We start from the raw sequence: 16788 nt of genomic DNA on the forward strand, positions 1-16788 counted from the left end.
AGCCGCGCTGTTTCTCACATGAAACGGTTATTCGCAGCGGGCCGAGTGTCGGGCCGAAATACGCCCGAGTAATTGCCGAATTGTCACGCACTTAGCGCTCTAGCCCCAGGCGCTCGCGCATGAAGGCCAGCGCCACGCTGAGCCCGTCAGGCGCGATCCCGTGCCCGGTGCCCTTCATCACATGCGCATAGACGGTAAACCCGGCTTCGGTTAGCGCGTTGCCAGCTTCGGGAAGGCTCTGCGGTGGCACCAGGTCGTCCTGATCGCCGTGCAAGAGCAGCACCGGTGGGCGCGAGACCGTGGCATCGGCCAGCTCCTCGGGCTGCAAGAGCCGCCCCGAGAACCCCACGACGCCCGCAAACGATTCGGCGCGGCGCGGCGCGACGTGCAGGCTCATCATGGTGCCCTGCGAGAACCCCAGCAGAATCACCCGATCAGGCCCCACACCTTCCTCGGCCATCACCGCATCAAGATAGGCGTTCAAGTCTTCGACCGATTGCGCCATCGACTGCTCGGCGGCCTCCTCGGAAGAGCCGTCGATCCATGGGATCGGGAACCACTGAAAGCCCATCGGATTGGTGGCGCAGACCTCCGGCGCATCTGGGGCATGGAAGGCCGTGCCGGGCATGTGTTCGGCTAGCGGATCGGCCAGCCCCAAAAGATCCGCCCCATCGGCGCCGTAGCCGTGCAGGAACACCACCACGGATTTCGCTGTGCCCGGGGCCACACCGCGCCGCTTGCTGTCGAGTATGCGGGTCATCAGATCCCTTCCCTGTTCTTTGCCACGCGGTAGTAGGCCCAGAGCGCGCGCGCCGCAACCGATCTCCAGGGCGACCAGGCCTCGGCCATCTGGCGGAACGCCTTCTCAGAGGGGCGGTCGGGCAGCTCGAAAAGGATCCGCGCGGCCTCTTGCAGGGCCAAATCGCCCGGCGCGAAGACATCCGCCCGCCCGAGCGAGAACATGGCATAGATCTCGGCTGTCCATGCGCCGATCCCGGGCACTGCAATCAGCGTCCCGATGACCTCGTCATTGGGGGCATCGCGCAGGGCCACATAGTCCAGCCGGGCCTCGGCCAGGGCCCGAGCGTAGCGCATCTTAGGGCGGCTCAGCCCCACGGCGCGCAAGTCGTCCTCGCTGGCGGCGCGACAGGCCGCCTCGGTGGCGAGCCCGGCGGCCTCGACCCGCGCCCAAATCGCGGCGGCCGAGGCAGTTGAGACCTGTTGGCTGACGATGGCGCTTAGAAGCTGCGCAAACCCGTCGGGGCGGCGGCGCAGCGGCAGCGGGCCGGTCTGCTCAAGCGCTAGGGCGAACCTGGCATCCTGGCCGCGCAGCCAGGCGGCGCCCTCGGCCACGCAGGCGTCGGTTTCAATGATGCGACCGATCATGTCAGCAGGCCCCGCACCCACGCCAGCGCGTCCTCCACCGTTTCCACCCGCAGCGCGTCCGGTTGAGGAGGCCGGTTCAAAAGCGCCACCGGAATGCCAAGCACCCTTGCCGCGTCCAGCTTTGAGCGGCTCGCCGCGCCGCCAGAGTTCTTGACCACCAGCCAGTCCACCTTCAATCGCCGAAACAGGGCCACCTCGTCTTCCACAGAGAATGGCGGGCGTCCGAGCAGGTACTCCCCGCCGGGGAAGGGAAACGGGTTCTGAGGCGGGTCAATGCGGCGGCAGATCACCCGGCGCCCCGTGAGGTTGGCAAACTTTGCCAGGCCCTGCGGCCCGGTGCCAAGGAAGACGATCGCCCCTTCGGCGATGAAGCTCGCGGCCTGCTCTTCGGCGTCAAAGAAGCGCCACGTATCTTCGGGTTCCGGCACCCATCCCGGCCTGAGAAGCTGCGCGTAAGGCACTGCCATCTCGTCACAAATCCGGGCGGAGCGTAGACTGATGCGATCTGCGAATGGATGGGTGGCGTCTAAGACGGCGCTGATCCGTTCCGTCTTTAGGAAGGCACGAAAGCCCTCACCCCCGCCGAACCCGCCATGGCGTGTTTGCACCGCGAGGTCCAAGGGTTTCTGCGTGGCACCGGCAAGGGAGGCAACCGTATCTATGGGCATCTCGGCCAGGGCCTTGGCGATCCGGCGCGCCTCTCCGGTGCCTGCCAGCAGCAAGAGCCTCATTCTGCGCGCACCAGAACCTGCCCGGCGCGGTCGATCACCACGACATCCACCCGGGTTTCCGCTCCTAGAAACGCCTCGACCCGCCCGCACGCCTCTTCTGCCGCCCATTGCGGGAAGGCCTCACCCGCGTGCTCATAGGCCTCCAGGGCCGTATTCGCGGCCCCGGCCGCGGTCCCGAACCGCGCTCCGAGATCGGCAAAGTCCACCTGGCTGCGCGACGAGTGCAGGTCCATCGCCCCTTGCGCCAGTTTGGTGATCTTGCCGATACCGCCACCAACAGTCAGCCGCGGCACAGGGTGCCTGCGCAGGTATTTCAGCATTCCGCCCGCGAAATCCCCCATATCCAGCATCGCGTGATCCGGCAGCCCGTAGAGCTCTTGCACCACGCGCTCGCTGGTGGCCCCGGTGCAGCCCGCCACATGCGGCGCACCCGCGGCGCGGGCCACGTCTATGCCGCGATGGATCGACGCGATCCAGGCCGCGCAGCTGAACGGGCGGACCACTCCAGTGGTGCCAAGGATCGACAGCCCGCCCGCGATGCCAAGCCGCGGGTTCCAGGTCTTGAGCGCGATCTCTGCGCCGCCTGGTATGCTGACCGTGACCTCTATATCCGCGCGTTTCCCGTGGGTTGCCGCGCATTCCTCAACCACTTGCTGGATCATCTGCCGCGGCACGGGGTTGATCGCCGGCTCCCCCGGCGGGATCGGCAGTCCGGGCTTGGTGACCGTTCCCACGCCCTCTCCGGCGCGGAACACCACACCGCCAGCCGACGCCGCAACCCGTGCGATCACCAGCGCGCCATGCGTCACGTCCGGGTCGTCACCCGCGTCCTTGGTGATGCCCGCCTCGGCCCAGCCGTCGCCCGCGTCCTGATGCGCCAGCGGGAAGACCGGCGTCTCGCCACGCGGCAGCGTGATCTGCACCTGCGCCGGGAACGCACCGCCCCACAGGCGCATCAGCGCGGCCTTCACGGCGGCGGTGGCGCAGGCGCCGGTCGTCCAGCCGCGGCGCAGATCTCCCTGGGGCTTTCTCATCGGCGGGACCATAACCGCGATGATCCGCGCCGCCAATTGGCCATCTGCGGTCGCTTCCGCTCTTTTCGCGCGCGCGGCATGCGGGCATAAACACGCAATGAACGACTCAATTGCCCTGCCCCCCAACGATTGGCCCGAGCTAAAGCCCGGCTGGGTCTGGCTGTGCGGCGCAGGCCCCGGCGACCCGGGCCTGCTGACCCTGCACGGGCTGAACGCGCTGCGCCAGGCGGATGTGATCGTCTTTGACGCGCTGGTGGGGGACGCGATTCTGGACTGGGCCCCGCAGGCCGAGCGGATCTACGCGGGCAAGCGCGGCGGCAAGCCTTCGCCAAAGCAGCGCGACATCTCGCTGCGCCTGGTGGAGCTGGCCCGCGCGGGCAAGCGCGTGCTGCGGCTGAAGGGCGGCGATCCTTTCGTATTCGGGCGCGGCGGTGAGGAGGCGCAGACGCTGGTGCAACACGGCGTTCCGGTGCGCATCATCCCCGGCATCAGCGCCGGGATCGGCGGGCTGGCCTATGCGGGCATCCCCGTGACCCATCGCGACGTGAACCAATCGGTGACCTTCGTGACCGGGCACGACCAGACCGGAGAGGCGCCGCAGAACCTGGATTGGCAAGCGATCTCAAAGGGCTCCCAGGTGATCGTGATCTATATGGGCATGAAGCATATCGACCGCATCGTGTCGGAATTGATGGCAGCTGGTCGACCCGGCTCAGAGCCCGTCGCCGTCGTCACGACGGCCACCACTACGGATCAACAGGTGCTAGAGACCACGCTGGAAGACGCCGCCCAGGACATTGCCGACAGCGATCTGGCCCCGCCGGCGATCATCTGCGTGGGGCGCTCTGTGCTGATGCGGCAGGTGTTGGACTGGCAGGCGCTCGCCGCGGGCGAGGCACCGCGCAACCTTGACCCGCTGGGGCGCGGCAGACCCGCCGAGAGCGCCTAGCGCCCATGCCCGGGCGCGGCCTGATTCTTGCGGCGGCAAGCTCTGGAGCGGGCAAGACCACAGTCACATTGGGCCTCTTGCGCGCGCTGCGCCGCCAAGGCGTCGCTGTGAGAGGCGCCAAGTCCGGCCCGGACTATATCGACCCACGATTTCACGAGGCCGCGACCGGCCTGACCTGCATGAACTTAGACGCCTGGGCGATGACGCCGGAGCGGATCAAGTCCTTGGCCGCAGGCGACGGTCTGTTGATTGTGGAAGGCGCGATGGGCCTCTTTGACGGCGCGCCCCCGGATGGCCGCGGCGCGACGGCGGATCTGGCGCGCATCCTCGGCCTGCCGGTCGTGCTGGTGGTGGACGCGGCGCGCATGTCGCAATCCGTGGCGCCGCTGGTGGCGGGCTTTGCGGCGCATGACCCGCGGGTGCGCATCGCCGGTGTGATCCTGAACCGCGTGGGCAGCGACCGGCACGAGCGGATGCTGCGCGCCGCCCTTGCGCCGCTCGGATTGCCGGTTTTCGGCGTGTTGCGGCGCTCAAGTGACCTGGCGCTGCCGGACCGCCACCTGGGCCTGGTCCAGGCCGAAGAACATCCGGCTCTAGAGGCCTTTCTCAACACCGCAGCCGATCATGTCGCGACCGGGGTCGACCTGGACGGGCTAGAGGGCTGCGCGATGCCGCTGCCCACGCCCAAAACCGCGCCTCCCGAGCCGTTATTTTCGCATGAAAGTGTTGCCGTGGCCCATGATCGGGCATTCGCCTTTCTCTACCCGCATCTTGTTGCCGACTGGCAAAAGGCGGGCACCCGGATCAAGTACTTCTCCCCCCTTGCCAATGAGCCCGTCCCCGAGGCCGATCTGGTATATCTGCCCGGCGGCTATCCCGAGCTGCACGCGGGCAGGCTTGCAAATGCCGAGCGCTTCTTGGGAAGCTTGAGGAGTGCCGCGCAAAATTCTGATATATATGGGGAATGCGGCGGCTACATGGTGCTGGGAGAGGCACTTACCGACGCCGAGGGGAACAGCCATGAAATGGCCGGGCTCTTGGGTCTGCACACCAGCTTTGCCGCGCGCGAGCTGCATCTGGGCTACCGCAATCTGACGTCTCGCAGCGCCCATATGCCCGGCACGTTCGCCGCGCATGAATTCCACTACGCCACCACTCTAAGGGCGGACGGAGACCCGCTTTTTGAGGCCACAGATGCCGAGGGCCAGACCTTGCCGCCCATGGGGCTTGTTGCAGGGCGCGTCAGTGGATCATTCGCACATGTGATTGTTCATCGCTGAGGCTTCCCTTCCCCGCCGTCACCCGATAAGTGCCTCGCCATGACCGACGCGACCCTTCCCCAAGCCGACGACCGCCGCGCACGCCGCAACGTGGTTGTTCTCGTGATCCTCAGCGCCGTGATGAGCGCTCAGATGCCGATGCTGTTCATTATAGCCGGCTTGGCGGGGCAGTCGCTGTCCAGCAACATCTGTTTTGCCACTTTGCCGATCTCGATGATCGTGCTGGGTTCGATGCTGTCTGCAACGCCCATGTCCGCGATCATGCAGCGCTATGGCCGCCGCGCGGGGTTCTTTCTGGGCGGGGTCGCAGGCGCGTCGGGCGGATTGATCGGCGCCTATGCGCTGTCGGAAAGCAGCTTTGGCCTGCTGCTGCTCGGCTCGCTGATCACCGGCACCTATATGAGCGCGCAGGGTTTTTTCCGTTTCGCCGCCGCGGACACCGCGTCCGAATCGTTCCGCCCAAAGGCGATCTCCTACGTGATGGCAGGGGGGCTGATCGCGGCGGTGCTGGGGCCGCAACTGGCGAAAGTGACAGAGAACACCTTCGCCGTGCCATTCCTGGGCACCTATCTGGCGGTGATCGGGGTCAATATTCTGGGCGCGTTGGTGATCCCGTTCCTGGATATCCCACGCCCGCCCCGCGCCGAAGCAGGCGCGCCGCGCGGCCGCACGCGCTGGGAGCTTCTGACCACGCCCAAGATCGCCGTCGCGATCATCTGTGCCATGGTCTCTTATGCGCTGATGAACCTGGTGATGACCTCTACTCCGCTGGCCGTGGTGGGCTGTGGCTTTGTGGGCGGCGAGAAGAACGACATCGTGATGAGCCACGTGCTGGGCATGTTCGCGCCCAGCTTCTTTACCGGGCATCTGATTGCGCGCTTCGGTGCCGAGAGGATTGTCGCGACGGGCCTGGTTCTGCTCGCCATGGCGGGTGGTACAGCACTTGCCGGGGTGGAGCTTTTGAACTTCTTCGGGGCACTGATCCTGTTGGGGCTGGGCTGGAACTTCGGCTTCATTGGGGCCACGGCCATGCTGGCCTCGGCGCACACGGTCGAAGAGCGCGGGCGCGTTCAGGGCCTCAATGACATGCTGGTCTTTGGCTGCGTGACAGTGGCGTCGCTGGCCTCGGGCGGGTTGATGAACTGCGCGGGCGCCGATCCGGTGGCCGGCTGGACCGCGGTGAACCTGGCGATGGGACCGTTCCTGCTGCTGGCTGGCGCGGCGCTGACCTGGTTCGTGATGCGTCCAAAGCCGGTTTGAGCCAAGATTTTAGGGCCCCCAGCGGACCTTGGCGTGACACAATTTTCTTGCAAGAAAATTGCGAAACTCTTGAAAGAGTTTCATTCCCGCGACCCCAATTGATCCTGTAACAGCGCCCTCTCGCCGGTTTGCGGGCCCAACTTTCCTTGCAAGGAAAGTGCAAATCTCTTGCAAGAGATTTGCGTCACGCAAAGGTCCACCCCAGGCCAACAACACGCCGGAACCTAGCCAACAAGGCTTCGCCAAATCAGGCCCCACCGCCGCGCGAATTCCGACTGCACCAACCCTCCGCTCGCAACCAAGTCCGGGCGCCGTTCGGCCATCCTCAAAATCGGTCGCGCGCGCCAACTTGCTAGCAGGGCGGCGCGCGCGGCGGGATCTGGCCGGGGCCCGGACAGCAAGGCAAGCCCCTCGCGCGCCAAAGCGGCCACTGCCTCGGGCCTGCCGTCGACCAAAGGCACCCGCCCGCGCGCCTCAAGTTCGGGGATTGCCTGGAACCAATTCGCAAGCCCCGCCGCCCGAGCGATCGCTCGCACGCGCGCCTCGCCTTCTGTGGCGCCCAGTGCGCGCGCGCAGGCCCAAGCGAGCCCGCCGCTGGTCGCGTCCAGATGCTCCCAAAAATGTGCCACATCTTCGAATGGGTCGCGGTAGATGTCCCAGCGGCGCGCCTGGACCAGCCTGTCCAGGATCGCGGCGCCCTCGGCGTCCAGGACCTCGGCCAGCGGCGTGGTGACCTCGTGGTTACGCACCGTTGAGCCCGTCCGGACCTCCTCCAGCGCGTCGCGCCACCATTGCAGCCGCATCTCCGCGATCATCGGCTCGGCGGTCACCCAGGGCGCGCGCGCCACCTCGATGTTGAAGGCATAGAGCGGAAGCAAAACCCGCCGCGCCGCGACCGGCGCGGCCATCGTCGCAAGGAAGCGGTCCGGGTCGCCGCGCCGCACGATCTCGGCGCATTGATCCAGGCTCATGCGGGGCGCACCACGCTCAGTAAGTAGCCCGTCTCATGGGAATGGGCGCGCCAAAGCGCCGCCTCTCGCTCCGCCTCGTCGAGCACCGCTGCCAGTTCCTCACTCGCCCCTGGACGCAACAGCGCGATGCGCGCGTCTATGGGGTCGTAATAGGCCTCCCAGGCTTGATCCGAGACCCGTCGCGTGGCCACGGTCTCATAGCCCGCCGCGGCGACGCGGTCAGCGATGTCCTTCGCAGTCGACACCGGGTCGCTGCCCCAGAACGCGCGCGCCCTGGCTCGGCGCATCCGTGAAAAAGCATGGCTCAGAGAAGGCCACATGACCGCCCTTGGCAAGCGCGTAGCGCCACGCGCCCAAAGCCTTCTCGATGCCGATGAAATAGACGGCCCCTGCGCACCAGATCAGATCGAACGGGCCCTTGAGTTTGTCCATCTTGCCCACATAGGGCACCACGCGCTTGTCGGCCCCGACGCGCATGTTCAGCTCTTCGATGAAGGGCTTATGCGCGTCCACCGCGGTCACCTTGCCCTCTGGCGCGGCCTGCAGCAGCGCGGGGATATCCGCCCCAGGCCCGCAGGCGACGTCGCAGATACGCGCGTCCCGCCCCAGCCCGGCCATCTCGGCCGCCCAGGCCACATCCGCGGCCTCGCCCGGACCCTCGCGGATGAGACCCTGATGCAGCGTGAAGAAGGCAGATGTCATGCGGGTACCGCCCCGTCTCGGATCAGCTTCCAGTTTATCGCATCCAACAGTGCTTCGAACGAGGCGTCAACGATATTCGGGCTGACCCCCACGGTGGACCAGCGGCGCCCCTGCGCGTCCTCGCTGTCGATGATCACGCGGGTGACGGCCTCGGTGCCGCCCTGGGTGATGCGCACCTTGAAATCCACCAGGCGCAGGTCATCAATCGCGGCCTGGTAGGGCCCAAGGTCCTTTGAGAGCGCCTTGGACAGGGCGTTCACCGGCCCGCGGTCATGGCCGGTCTCGTCGATGCTCTCGCTGGCCGAGATCTTGCGCTGGCCGCCCAGGTTCACCACCACCACCGCCTCGGAGTGGCTGCCATTGCCGTTCTGGCCGCGCGTCACCGTCACGGAATAGCGCTGCACGTCGAAGAATTTCGGGCTAAGCCCCAGCTCATCGCGCGCCAGCAGCTCGAACGAGGCCTGCGCGGTGTCATAGCTATAGCCCTGCCCCTCGCGCTCCTTGATGCGGTCCAGGATGCGGCCCAGCGCCGGGTCGCCCTTTGCGACCTCCAGCCCCATATCCCCCAGCCGCTTGATCAGGTTCGACTGCCCGGCCTGGTTCGACATCGGCACGATGCGCGTGTTTCCGACCACGGCGGGGTCGATATGCTCGTAGGTGGTGGGGTCCTTGAGGATCGCCGAGGCGTGCAGCCCCGCCTTATGCGCAAAGGCGCTGGCGCCCACATAGGGCGCGGATTTGTTGGGCACGCGGTTGAGGATATCATCCAAGAGACGGCTCGCACGGGTCAGCTCGGCCAACTTCTCGGGCGCCACACCGGTCTCAAAGCGCGAAGCATAGGGCTCCTTGAGCAGCAGCGTGGGGATCAGCGTGGTCAGATTGGCGTTGCCGCAGCGCTCGCCCAGCCCGTTCAGGGTGCCCTGGATCTGGCGCGCGCCGGCATCCACCGCCGCCAGGGTGTTGGCCACCCCGTGCCCGGTGTCGTCATGGGTGTGGATGGCCAGGCGGTCGCCCGCGATGCCGCTGGCGATCACCGCTTTGACGATCTCGGTCACCTCATAGGGCAAGGTGCCACCATTCGTGTCGCACAAGACCACCCAGCGGCAGCCCGCATCATAGGCCGCGTGCAGGCATTCCAGTGCGTAATCGGGGTTCGCCTTATAGCCGTCAAAGAAATGCTCGGCGTCATAGAGCGCCTCACGCCCCTGATCGACGATATGTTTGAAGCTGGCCGAGAGGTTCTCGACATTCTCCGCCAGCGGGATGCCAAGCGCGGTCCTGACATGGAAGTCATGGCTCTTGCCCACCAGGCACACGCTTTCTGTGCCCGCGTTCAGCACCGCCGCCAGCACGTCGTCATTGGCCGCCGAGCGCCCCGAGCGCTTGGTCATGCCGAAGGCGGTGAAGCGCGCACGGGTCTTTGGGGCGGCGTCAAAGAACGCGCTGTCGGTGGGGTTGGCGCCGGGCCAGCCGCCCTCGATGTAATCCAGCCCCAGAGCGTCCAGCGTCTCGGTGATCAGCACCTTATCGGCGGTCGAGAATTGCACGCCCTGGGTCTGCTGCCCGTCGCGCAGGGTGGTATCAAAAAGCGACAGCCTCTCTTTGCTGGTCATGACCGTCCCTCTTCTCTGGTTTTCAAATATCCCGGGGGGCCCGCAGGGCGGGGGCAGAGCCCCCTCCGACCGCGCGCCTGGATGCGCACACTCATTGCAGCGCCTCCAGCTTGGCCAAGTCCAACCCGGGCTTGGCCTCAAGTTCCACACCCGCCTTGGACATGCGCACCTCGATGCCCGCGTCGATCAGCGCGGCTTTCATCGCGTCCACGCCGGAGAAGTCCTTGCTCTCCATCGCGGCCGCACGCAGCGCGTTGAACCGCACAACCAGGGCGTCAAGCGAGACCTCCGGTGCGGCGTCCCAACCGCCCAGCTCATCGCCAAGAAGCCCCAGCAAGCCGCCCGCCGCCCGCAACCCCGCGCCGTCGCCCGCGGCATAAAGGCGGTGCATCTCAGCCAGCGCGCCCGCGGTATTCAGGTCATCCGCCACGGCCTCTAGGATCGCGCCCGGAACGGGCGCCGCCCCTGCCCCAGAGACCAGCTCGCGCCATTTGCGCAGCGTCGCTTCGGCTTCCTGGCGCTTCTTCTCGGTCCAGTCCATTGGCTTGCGATAATGCGTGCTGAGGAACACGAAACGGATCACCTCACCCGGCACGCCCTGATCAAGCAGGTCCCGCACGGTGAAAAAGTTGCCCAAGCTCTTGGACATCTTCTTGCCTTCGACCTGCAGCATCTCGTTATGCATCCAGACATTGGCGAACCCATGCCCCATGCATTTGGATTGCGCGATTTCGTTCTCATGATGCGGAAAGGTCAGGTCATTGCCGCCGCCATGGATATCAAAGGCCTCCCCCAGCAGGTCATGCGCCATGGCCGAGCATTCGATATGCCAGCCAGGGCGGCCGCGGCTCCACGGCGAGTCCCAGCCGGGCAGCTCATCCGTCGACGGTTTCCACAGTACAAAGTCCATCGGGTCTTCTTTGTAGGGCGCCACCTCGACCCGCGCCCCGGCGATCATGTCATCTACCGAGCGCCCCGACAGGGCGCCGTATTCCTCATAGGACCGCACCCGGAACAGCACATGCCCCTCGGCGGCATAGGCGTGGCCCCTCTCGATCAGGGCGCCGATCATGGCGATCATCTGCGCGATGTATTCGGTTGCACGCGGCATTGCGTCAGGCTCAATCGCGCCCACCGCGGCCATGTCCTCTAGATACCAGGCGATGGTCTCGTCCGAGCGCGCGGCCACCAGCTCTTCAAGCGTGCCGGGCGCCCCCGCCTCTTTGCGCGCCAGCGCGGTGGCGTTGATCTTGTCATCTACGTCGGTGAAGTTGCGCACGTAGGTCACGCGCGGATAGACGTGCCGCAAGAGCCGGTTGAGCACGTCGAACACGATCACCGGGCGCGCGTTGCCGATATGCGCGCGGTCATAGACTGTTGGCCCGCAGACATACATGCGCACATGCTCGGGGTCGATGGGCGCAAAGACCTCCTTGCGGCGGGTCTTGGTGTTGTAGAGCTTGATCTCGGTCATCCCTGGTCTCTTTCGGCACGCGGCATCCTCCGGCGCGGGCTTAGTGACTTTCGAGATGTTTTGAAACGTGAAAGACCGACCCGCGAGGCTATCTCAGCGGATAATGCAGCAAATGATGGCGGTGTTGGTCTTCATGAGGGGACGTATAAGCCGGGCAGAGCCCTTTGCCAAGGGGGGAGCGCAGCGGAGTTGCGCCGCGGAGCGCTTGGAACCAGAGATTGACGCAGACCGGGTTGCGCCACGGCAATCATCGCCCGCGAGCATCAGGCGGCGGTTGAACCCTCCGGCGGGGGCCGGGTTACAGACCACCAGAGCTCGCGCATAGATTCCCATGCGCGCGGCACCACCACCCCTCGGGGAGGAATTGCGTCGGCAAACCCAGCCAAACCAATCTCTCGTCGAAATTTACTTGACGTGCGGTGGCGACGGATGCCACGTTCGCCCCAGAGTAAGTGAGTGCATAAGACTCACAGCGTAGAGGGTGTGTGTTCAACAAAACATATCAAGGTCTTAATCTGGCTGTTTGGCCACACAGGAAAATTTAACCAAACAGCGTTAACCATAAGGGAAAGTATCATGGCGGATCCATTTATCGCGGAGATCATAATGTTCGGCGGAAATTTTGCACCGCGTTCATGGGCAAATTGTAATGGGCAACTGCTACCCATCGCTCAAAACTCCGCTCTGTTTTCGCTTCTCGGCACCAACTATGGCGGCGACGGCCGCACCTCTTTTGCCCTGCCGGACATGCGCGGACGTGTTCCGATCCATCCCGGCAGTGGACCGGGCCTGAGCAATTATGTACAGGGACATCGTGGCGGAGTTCAGGATGTCATTTTGGATATCAACACGATGCCTACGCACAATCACGCCGCGTCAACGACGACGACTGTTCGCGCGCAGGCGGGTACCGGGCAGGTCAACACACCATCAGGAACCGTATTGGCCGGATCGCCAGACAATATGTATGGGCTGGCCGCCGATACTGATATGGGGCCCACAGCGGCAACATCGACAACGACGGTAAACAATGCCGGCAACAACCAATCCTTTAGCAACGTACAGCCGTGGTGCTCGGTGCGTTTCATCATCGCGTTGCAGGGTGTCTTCCCATCGCGCAGCTAGTCGACCTGCATGGTCCTGGGGCAACCTAGGACCCTTGGAATAAGGAGTGTCAGATATGGCAGAGAAAACAGGTCTAAGCCGCCGTACCTTCTTGGCAGCAAACGCTGCCGTGGCCGCGGCTGCTGCTGTCCCCGTACAGGCGTCCGCCTGCGCCAGCAAAGGCGCGCACAGCGCCGGAATTTCTTGGGAAACAGTAACAAGCGATCAAATGGCCAAGCTTATTGGCGACCGCTTTCGGATCAACTCCCCGGATACCGGCGAACTGGTCCTGAAGCTGGTGGGCGTTGAACCGATAAACTCCGGCCCCGACCGCCCGGCGCACTTGCCAAGAGCCGAAGGCGTTGTTGCGGTCTTCGACAGCCCCGACAAAAACCCGGTGGTTGAATGCGGCTGCGGTATCTATCGCGTAAGCCATGCGCGCCTAGGCGCGGCCGATCTCTACATGGGGCCAAGCCCGCTGCGGCGCGGTGGCCATGTAGTCGAGATGGTCCTAAACTAAACCAGAACTTCCCCCACCTGCATTCGGGTGGGGGGACCAATTGCGGGCGAAACATGAAGACCGAGACCGTTTCCTTCCGCGTGATCCACAACAAGGATCAGGAATTCCTGTTTCAGCTCTACGCCAGCACCCGCGCCCAAGAGATGGCGCAGGTTCCTTGGGACAACCAGGCCAAGGACGAGTTCCTGCGCAGCCAATTCAAGGCCCAGACTGAAGGCTACTCCGCGACCTATCTGCGCGCGGTGCATCGTATCATTCAAGTTGGCGAGTCTGACATCGGTCGGATGATCGTCGACCGGCAGGACGAATGCCTGCGCCTGATTGACTTATCGATTGCCCCCTTCTGGCGACGCCGAGGCATCGGGACCGGAATCGTGCAAAGCCTGATGCAGGAAGCAGACGGCGGGAAAGTCCCGATGCGACTTGCGGTGTTTACCTTCAGCCCGGCGCTGGCCCTTTACACCCGGCTTGGCTTTCGAAAGATCGGTGAAATGCCGCACCGGTCCGAGATGGAATGGCGGCCGCCCAGCCTAGGTCAGTTGAAAACGACCTCGTAAAGCGTGCTCGTGGCGTCTTGGCGAAAGGGCGACATGTATACCTGCATCGTCCCCAGCGTATCATGACTCAGCGCATAAATTGTTGGGTCCAGGACGGGTTCTCGGGGGCCCTCTAGAGTCAAGGCGAACGCCTTTTTCGCCGGAATTTCAACCCCTTCAACAACAACCTTGGTGTCGCGAACACCCGAATTCTCAAAAATCTTGATGTTGTCGAGCGTCAGTTCAATAGTCTGACTCCCGACGGCGACCCTGAATGTGTCTCTTACTAAGGGCTTAAATATGTCTTCACTTGCCCTCGCGACGTTAAACTTGTTCACTAATTGCTCCGTGTCAACGTTATGCTCCGGGATTTCGGCCAGATTAAGCCGATTCCAACCCCATGCGAGTCTTTACAACATATTAAGAATCCGTTTACTTTTGCAACGCGTTATCAACTGTGGATAGCGTCAGGTTTCGATAATGATCTCTGGGCCCGGTGGGTGGGCCGCTTCGTCAAAGCAAGTTACCAAGTTACACAACCGGCTCAGGGGGGCCACACATGAGTTTACAACCAACTTTTATCGTCGAGTATACTGGAACCGCGCCAGCAGGCACCGCCGGGGGGAACGCCCAGACGCTGACGCTTTTTTCGGCGAAGCTTGATATTACTTTCGGTGCGTTCCAACTCATCGAATTTGATGACCGGGCTCCCGGCGACAATGATACGTTATGGACCTATGGCGAAACCATTACGGAACACTCAGGTGTTTCGATCGCACCGCCGCTCGGCGCCAATGACATTGCAGATTATTTCGGCACTATTTCAATTAACGGCACAAACTACCCGATCCTTTACGATTCAGATGGCATGACCGCCAGATACGACATCGTTTTCTTTGGCCCGAATGCGTCGTTTGATGCGGATTACGCGGTCGCGAATCTCGACATGATCTCGCCTGGCACCGGCGCGGATCAATACAACGCGGGCAATATCTTTACCGAGTGTTTCGCCGAAGGCACGCTGATTGAGACCTCGGATGGAAGCATGCCTGTTGAGGCCCTGGAAATCGGCGACATGCTGCGCACCGCAGATGGCGGCGAAACACGCGTGCTTTGGGTCGGCCATCAGAGCATCTTCCCCCTCTTTGCAGGCGAAAAGGACCAGCCCGTGCGCATCCGCGCCGGCGCCCTGGGCGCGAACCTGCCCGCCGAGGACCTGATCGTCACCGCCGACCACGCGCTGATGCTCGACGGTTACCTGGTGAATGCCTCCGCCCTGGTGAACCACGAAACGATCGACTTTGTGTCTGCTGACGAGATGCCGATGCTGCGGGTCTACCACGTGGAAACCGAGGCGCATGAGGTGATCCTGGCCAATGGCTGCCCGGCGGAAAGCTACCTGCCCATGCAGGACCGCGCGAGCTTTGCCAACTACCAGGAATATCTCGACCTCTACGGCGCGGACCGCCTTGTGCACGAGATGAAGGCGCCGCGCATCTCGTCGCGCCGCCTGCTGCCTGAGAGCATCAAGGCCAAGACCGGCAGCTTGGATCGCAACCGCGGTTTCGCCAAATCGGCCTAGAAACAGAGCGCGCGCCAAGGCGCGCGCAGCCTGCTCTCCCAAGCGTCGGCGCCCTGCGCGCCCCTCCCTCCTCCAATCACAAACGTTAACGTTACGCTTGCTAAAAGAATAAATTTAGCTTATCAATCTTGTGTTTTTAATTAGTTAGCTGGCCGACTTTTAACAAGAGGCCATGCTGTACGTTTGTGGAGTTAACGATATGCCCGATTTAGTTGTTACTGCTTACGTCCAGGCGGATAGTTCTGGGGGAAGAGTTCCTCAAGATGGTTCGCTGTCAATCGCAGGGGGTGCCTCAGTTCGGAAGTTTCCAACCGACCGAACGGGCAATCTTAATGATGACGAAGGGAACAATGATGGCGACTGGACCTACGGCGAAACGCTAATCGATACTGATTCAGTTCCAAACGATCCGTGGTTTTTTGCCGACCCGGCCAACAATGATGGTGCATTCCAAGCGCAATTCGTCGGAACGATTACGTTTGGTGGGCACACCTACCCTGTTTTGTACCCGGGCGGAGCAGATGGCCATTTCGTGCTTTTCTACGATGTCCCTGGCGGGCCAACTGGCGGGGATGCCGCCGATGCATGGTTCGCCGCTACGGGCACCAGTTCCTTCACCGTCAACGACACAACGTTCACCGAGTGCTTTGCCCAAGGGACAAAGATCGCGGTGCAAGGGGGGGAAGTGCTGGTCGAGCACTTGTCACAAGGAGATCTGCTTCAAACCGGCGATGGGCATTATGTATCGGTCCTCTGGGTCGGGTATCAGGATGTCTTCCCAGCTTTGGCGGGCGAAAAGGACCAGCCCGTGCGCATCCGCGCCGGTGCCCTGGGCGCCAACATGCCCTCCGAGGACCTGATCGTCACCGCCGACCACGCGCTGATGCTGGACGGCTACCTGGTGAATGCCTCCGCCCTGGTGAACCACGACACGATTGATTTCGTCTCCGCCGACGAGATGCCGACGCTGCGGGTCTACCACGTGGAAACCGAGGCGCATGAGGTAATCCTGGCCAATGGCTGCCCGGCGGAAAGCTACCTGCCCATGCGGGACCGCGCGAGCTTTGCCAACTACCAGGAATATCTCGACCTCTACGGCGCGGACCGCCTTGTGCACGAGATGAAGGCGCCGCGCATCTCGTCGCGCCGCCTGCTGCCCATGCGGATCAAGACGATGCTGGGCCTCGACAAAGCCGACGCGCCCGAACGGGTTGTTGCCTAACGCCCCCCGCGCTCTTACCCTCGGGCCATGACCCGAGAAGAGCTCAACGCGATCTGTGAAACCCTGCCAGGGGCGGAGGTCTCTGACCCCTGGGGCGGCGGGCATGACGCGTGGAAGGTCGGCGGCAAGATGTTCGCCTGCATTGGGACGCATACGCCGGGGATCGCGGTCAAGACCGCCTCGACCGACGACGCAGCGCATCTGATCGACCTTGGGATCGCGCAGAAAGCACCCTATTTCCACGCCTCCTGGGTGCTGCTCCCCTGGGAGGCCGAACCGGAGGAGGCGCAGCATCGGATCGAGACGTCCTATGGCTTGATCCGCTCCAAGCTGCCAAAGAAGGTGCAGGCCACGCTGGGCGCGTGAGCCAGGGGGGGGGGCACCAGGTTGCCGCCCGAACTGCGCGCCGAACATGGACCAGCCC

At 63.8% G+C, this 16788-nt stretch carries 19 protein-coding genes; 9 read left to right on the forward strand and 10 right to left on the reverse strand.

Annotated features, from left to right (window positions below; all coding sequences use genetic code 11):
• Window positions 1-91 precede the first annotated feature (91 nt).
• The 4 genes from AIOL_RS12240 to AIOL_RS12255 are packed head-to-tail and all read right to left on the reverse strand — an operon-like array spanning window position 92 to window position 3151.
• On the reverse strand, window positions 92-760 hold the full coding sequence (locus tag AIOL_RS12240) for an alpha/beta hydrolase (RefSeq protein ID WP_049643236.1): 669 nt from the start codon (window positions 758-760) through the stop codon (window positions 92-94).
• Entirely contained in the window at window positions 760-1386 is a 627-nt protein-coding gene (locus AIOL_RS12245) for a DNA-3-methyladenine glycosylase family protein (RefSeq protein ID WP_049643237.1), read from the reverse strand. The genes AIOL_RS12240 and AIOL_RS12245 overlap by 1 nt, the downstream gene beginning before the upstream one ends.
• The gene (locus AIOL_RS12250; RefSeq protein WP_049643238.1) at window positions 1383-2117 is read right to left on the reverse strand and encodes a cobalt-precorrin-6A reductase; all 735 of its coding nucleotides are present in this window, start codon (window positions 2115-2117) and stop codon (window positions 1383-1385) included. Before AIOL_RS12250 ends, AIOL_RS12245 begins: the two co-directional genes overlap by 4 nt.
• Entirely contained in the window at window positions 2114-3151 is a 1038-nt protein-coding gene (locus AIOL_RS12255) for a cobalt-precorrin-5B (C(1))-methyltransferase (protein ID WP_049645420.1), read from the reverse strand. The genes AIOL_RS12250 and AIOL_RS12255 overlap by 4 nt, the downstream gene beginning before the upstream one ends.
• 97 nt (window positions 3152-3248) lie before the next feature.
• On the opposite strand from AIOL_RS12255, the gene cobA reads away from it, so the two are divergent.
• The 3 genes from cobA to AIOL_RS12270 are packed head-to-tail and all read left to right on the forward strand — an operon-like array spanning window position 3249 to window position 6640.
• Window positions 3249-4100, forward strand: a complete 852-nt coding sequence (gene cobA / locus AIOL_RS12260; protein ID WP_049643239.1) for a uroporphyrinogen-III C-methyltransferase — start codon at window positions 3249-3251, stop codon at window positions 4098-4100.
• A gap of 5 nt (window positions 4101-4105) precedes the next feature.
• Complete coding sequence (locus AIOL_RS12265; protein ID WP_049643240.1) at window positions 4106-5380, forward strand: cobyrinate a,c-diamide synthase; 1275 nt, start codon at window positions 4106-4108, stop codon at window positions 5378-5380.
• A gap of 39 nt (window positions 5381-5419) precedes the next feature.
• Window positions 5420-6640, forward strand: coding sequence for an MFS transporter (locus AIOL_RS12270; RefSeq protein ID WP_049643241.1), 1221 nt, complete (start codon window positions 5420-5422; stop codon window positions 6638-6640).
• Between the two features lie 224 nt (window positions 6641-6864).
• Here the strand turns inward: AIOL_RS12270 and AIOL_RS12275 are convergent, their stop codons facing one another.
• The 5 genes from AIOL_RS12275 to cysS form a co-directional block, all read right to left on the reverse strand.
• Complete coding sequence (locus AIOL_RS12275; protein ID WP_049643242.1) at window positions 6865-7611, reverse strand: squalene/phytoene synthase family protein; 747 nt, start codon at window positions 7609-7611, stop codon at window positions 6865-6867.
• Window positions 7608-7856, reverse strand: coding sequence for a hypothetical protein (locus AIOL_RS25915; protein WP_235438995.1), 249 nt, complete (start codon window positions 7854-7856; stop codon window positions 7608-7610). Before AIOL_RS25915 ends, AIOL_RS12275 begins: the two co-directional genes overlap by 4 nt.
• Window positions 7831-8313 (reverse strand): class I SAM-dependent methyltransferase, encoded by a 483-nt coding sequence (locus AIOL_RS12280; protein WP_235438997.1) that lies wholly within the window; start codon window positions 8311-8313, stop codon window positions 7831-7833. The genes AIOL_RS25915 and AIOL_RS12280 overlap by 26 nt, the downstream gene beginning before the upstream one ends.
• Window positions 8310-9926, reverse strand: coding sequence for a citramalate synthase (gene cimA / locus AIOL_RS12285; RefSeq protein WP_049643243.1), 1617 nt, complete (start codon window positions 9924-9926; stop codon window positions 8310-8312). Before cimA ends, AIOL_RS12280 begins: the two co-directional genes overlap by 4 nt.
• A gap of 91 nt (window positions 9927-10017) precedes the next feature.
• On the reverse strand, window positions 10018-11400 hold the full coding sequence (gene cysS, locus AIOL_RS12290) for a cysteine--tRNA ligase (protein WP_049643244.1): 1383 nt from the start codon (window positions 11398-11400) through the stop codon (window positions 10018-10020).
• Between the two features lie 576 nt (window positions 11401-11976).
• On the opposite strand from cysS, the gene AIOL_RS24450 reads away from it, so the two are divergent.
• The 3 genes from AIOL_RS24450 to AIOL_RS12300 are packed head-to-tail and all read left to right on the forward strand — an operon-like array spanning window position 11977 to window position 13581.
• On the forward strand, window positions 11977-12525 hold the full coding sequence (locus AIOL_RS24450; RefSeq protein WP_082152563.1) for a phage tail protein: 549 nt from the start codon (window positions 11977-11979) through the stop codon (window positions 12523-12525).
• A gap of 55 nt (window positions 12526-12580) precedes the next feature.
• Window positions 12581-13024: a DUF6916 family protein gene (locus tag AIOL_RS25065; RefSeq protein WP_152912510.1), complete on the forward strand. Its 444-nt coding sequence runs from the start codon at window positions 12581-12583 to the stop codon at window positions 13022-13024.
• Window positions 13025-13077: 53 nt separating this feature from the next.
• Entirely contained in the window at window positions 13078-13581 is a 504-nt protein-coding gene (locus tag AIOL_RS12300; protein ID WP_049643246.1) for a GNAT family N-acetyltransferase, read from the forward strand.
• Here AIOL_RS12300 and AIOL_RS12305 read toward each other — a convergent pair.
• Window positions 13560-13898: a DUF6916 family protein gene (locus AIOL_RS12305; RefSeq protein ID WP_049643247.1), complete on the reverse strand. Its 339-nt coding sequence runs from the start codon at window positions 13896-13898 to the stop codon at window positions 13560-13562. The genes AIOL_RS12300 and AIOL_RS12305 overlap by 22 nt on opposite strands.
• A gap of 158 nt (window positions 13899-14056) precedes the next feature.
• Between AIOL_RS12305 and AIOL_RS12310 the strand changes: the two genes are divergently transcribed.
• From AIOL_RS12310 to AIOL_RS12320, 3 genes are all read left to right on the forward strand, one after another.
• A complete protein-coding gene (locus AIOL_RS12310; RefSeq protein ID WP_152912511.1) occupies window positions 14057-15142 on the forward strand; it encodes a Hint domain-containing protein in 1086 nt (361 codons plus the stop codon).
• A gap of 199 nt (window positions 15143-15341) precedes the next feature.
• Window positions 15342-16364 (forward strand): Hint domain-containing protein, encoded by a 1023-nt coding sequence (locus AIOL_RS12315; RefSeq protein ID WP_160314478.1) that lies wholly within the window; start codon window positions 15342-15344, stop codon window positions 16362-16364.
• Between the two features lie 27 nt (window positions 16365-16391).
• Window positions 16392-16730, forward strand: a complete 339-nt coding sequence (locus AIOL_RS12320) for an MmcQ/YjbR family DNA-binding protein (protein WP_049643250.1) — start codon at window positions 16392-16394, stop codon at window positions 16728-16730.
• Window positions 16731-16788 lie beyond the last annotated feature (58 nt).

The organism is Candidatus Rhodobacter oscarellae (genome assembly GCF_001078595.1).
In the GTDB taxonomy this organism is placed as follows: Bacteria; Pseudomonadota; Alphaproteobacteria; order Rhodobacterales; family Rhodobacteraceae; genus Rhodobacter_B; species Rhodobacter_B oscarellae.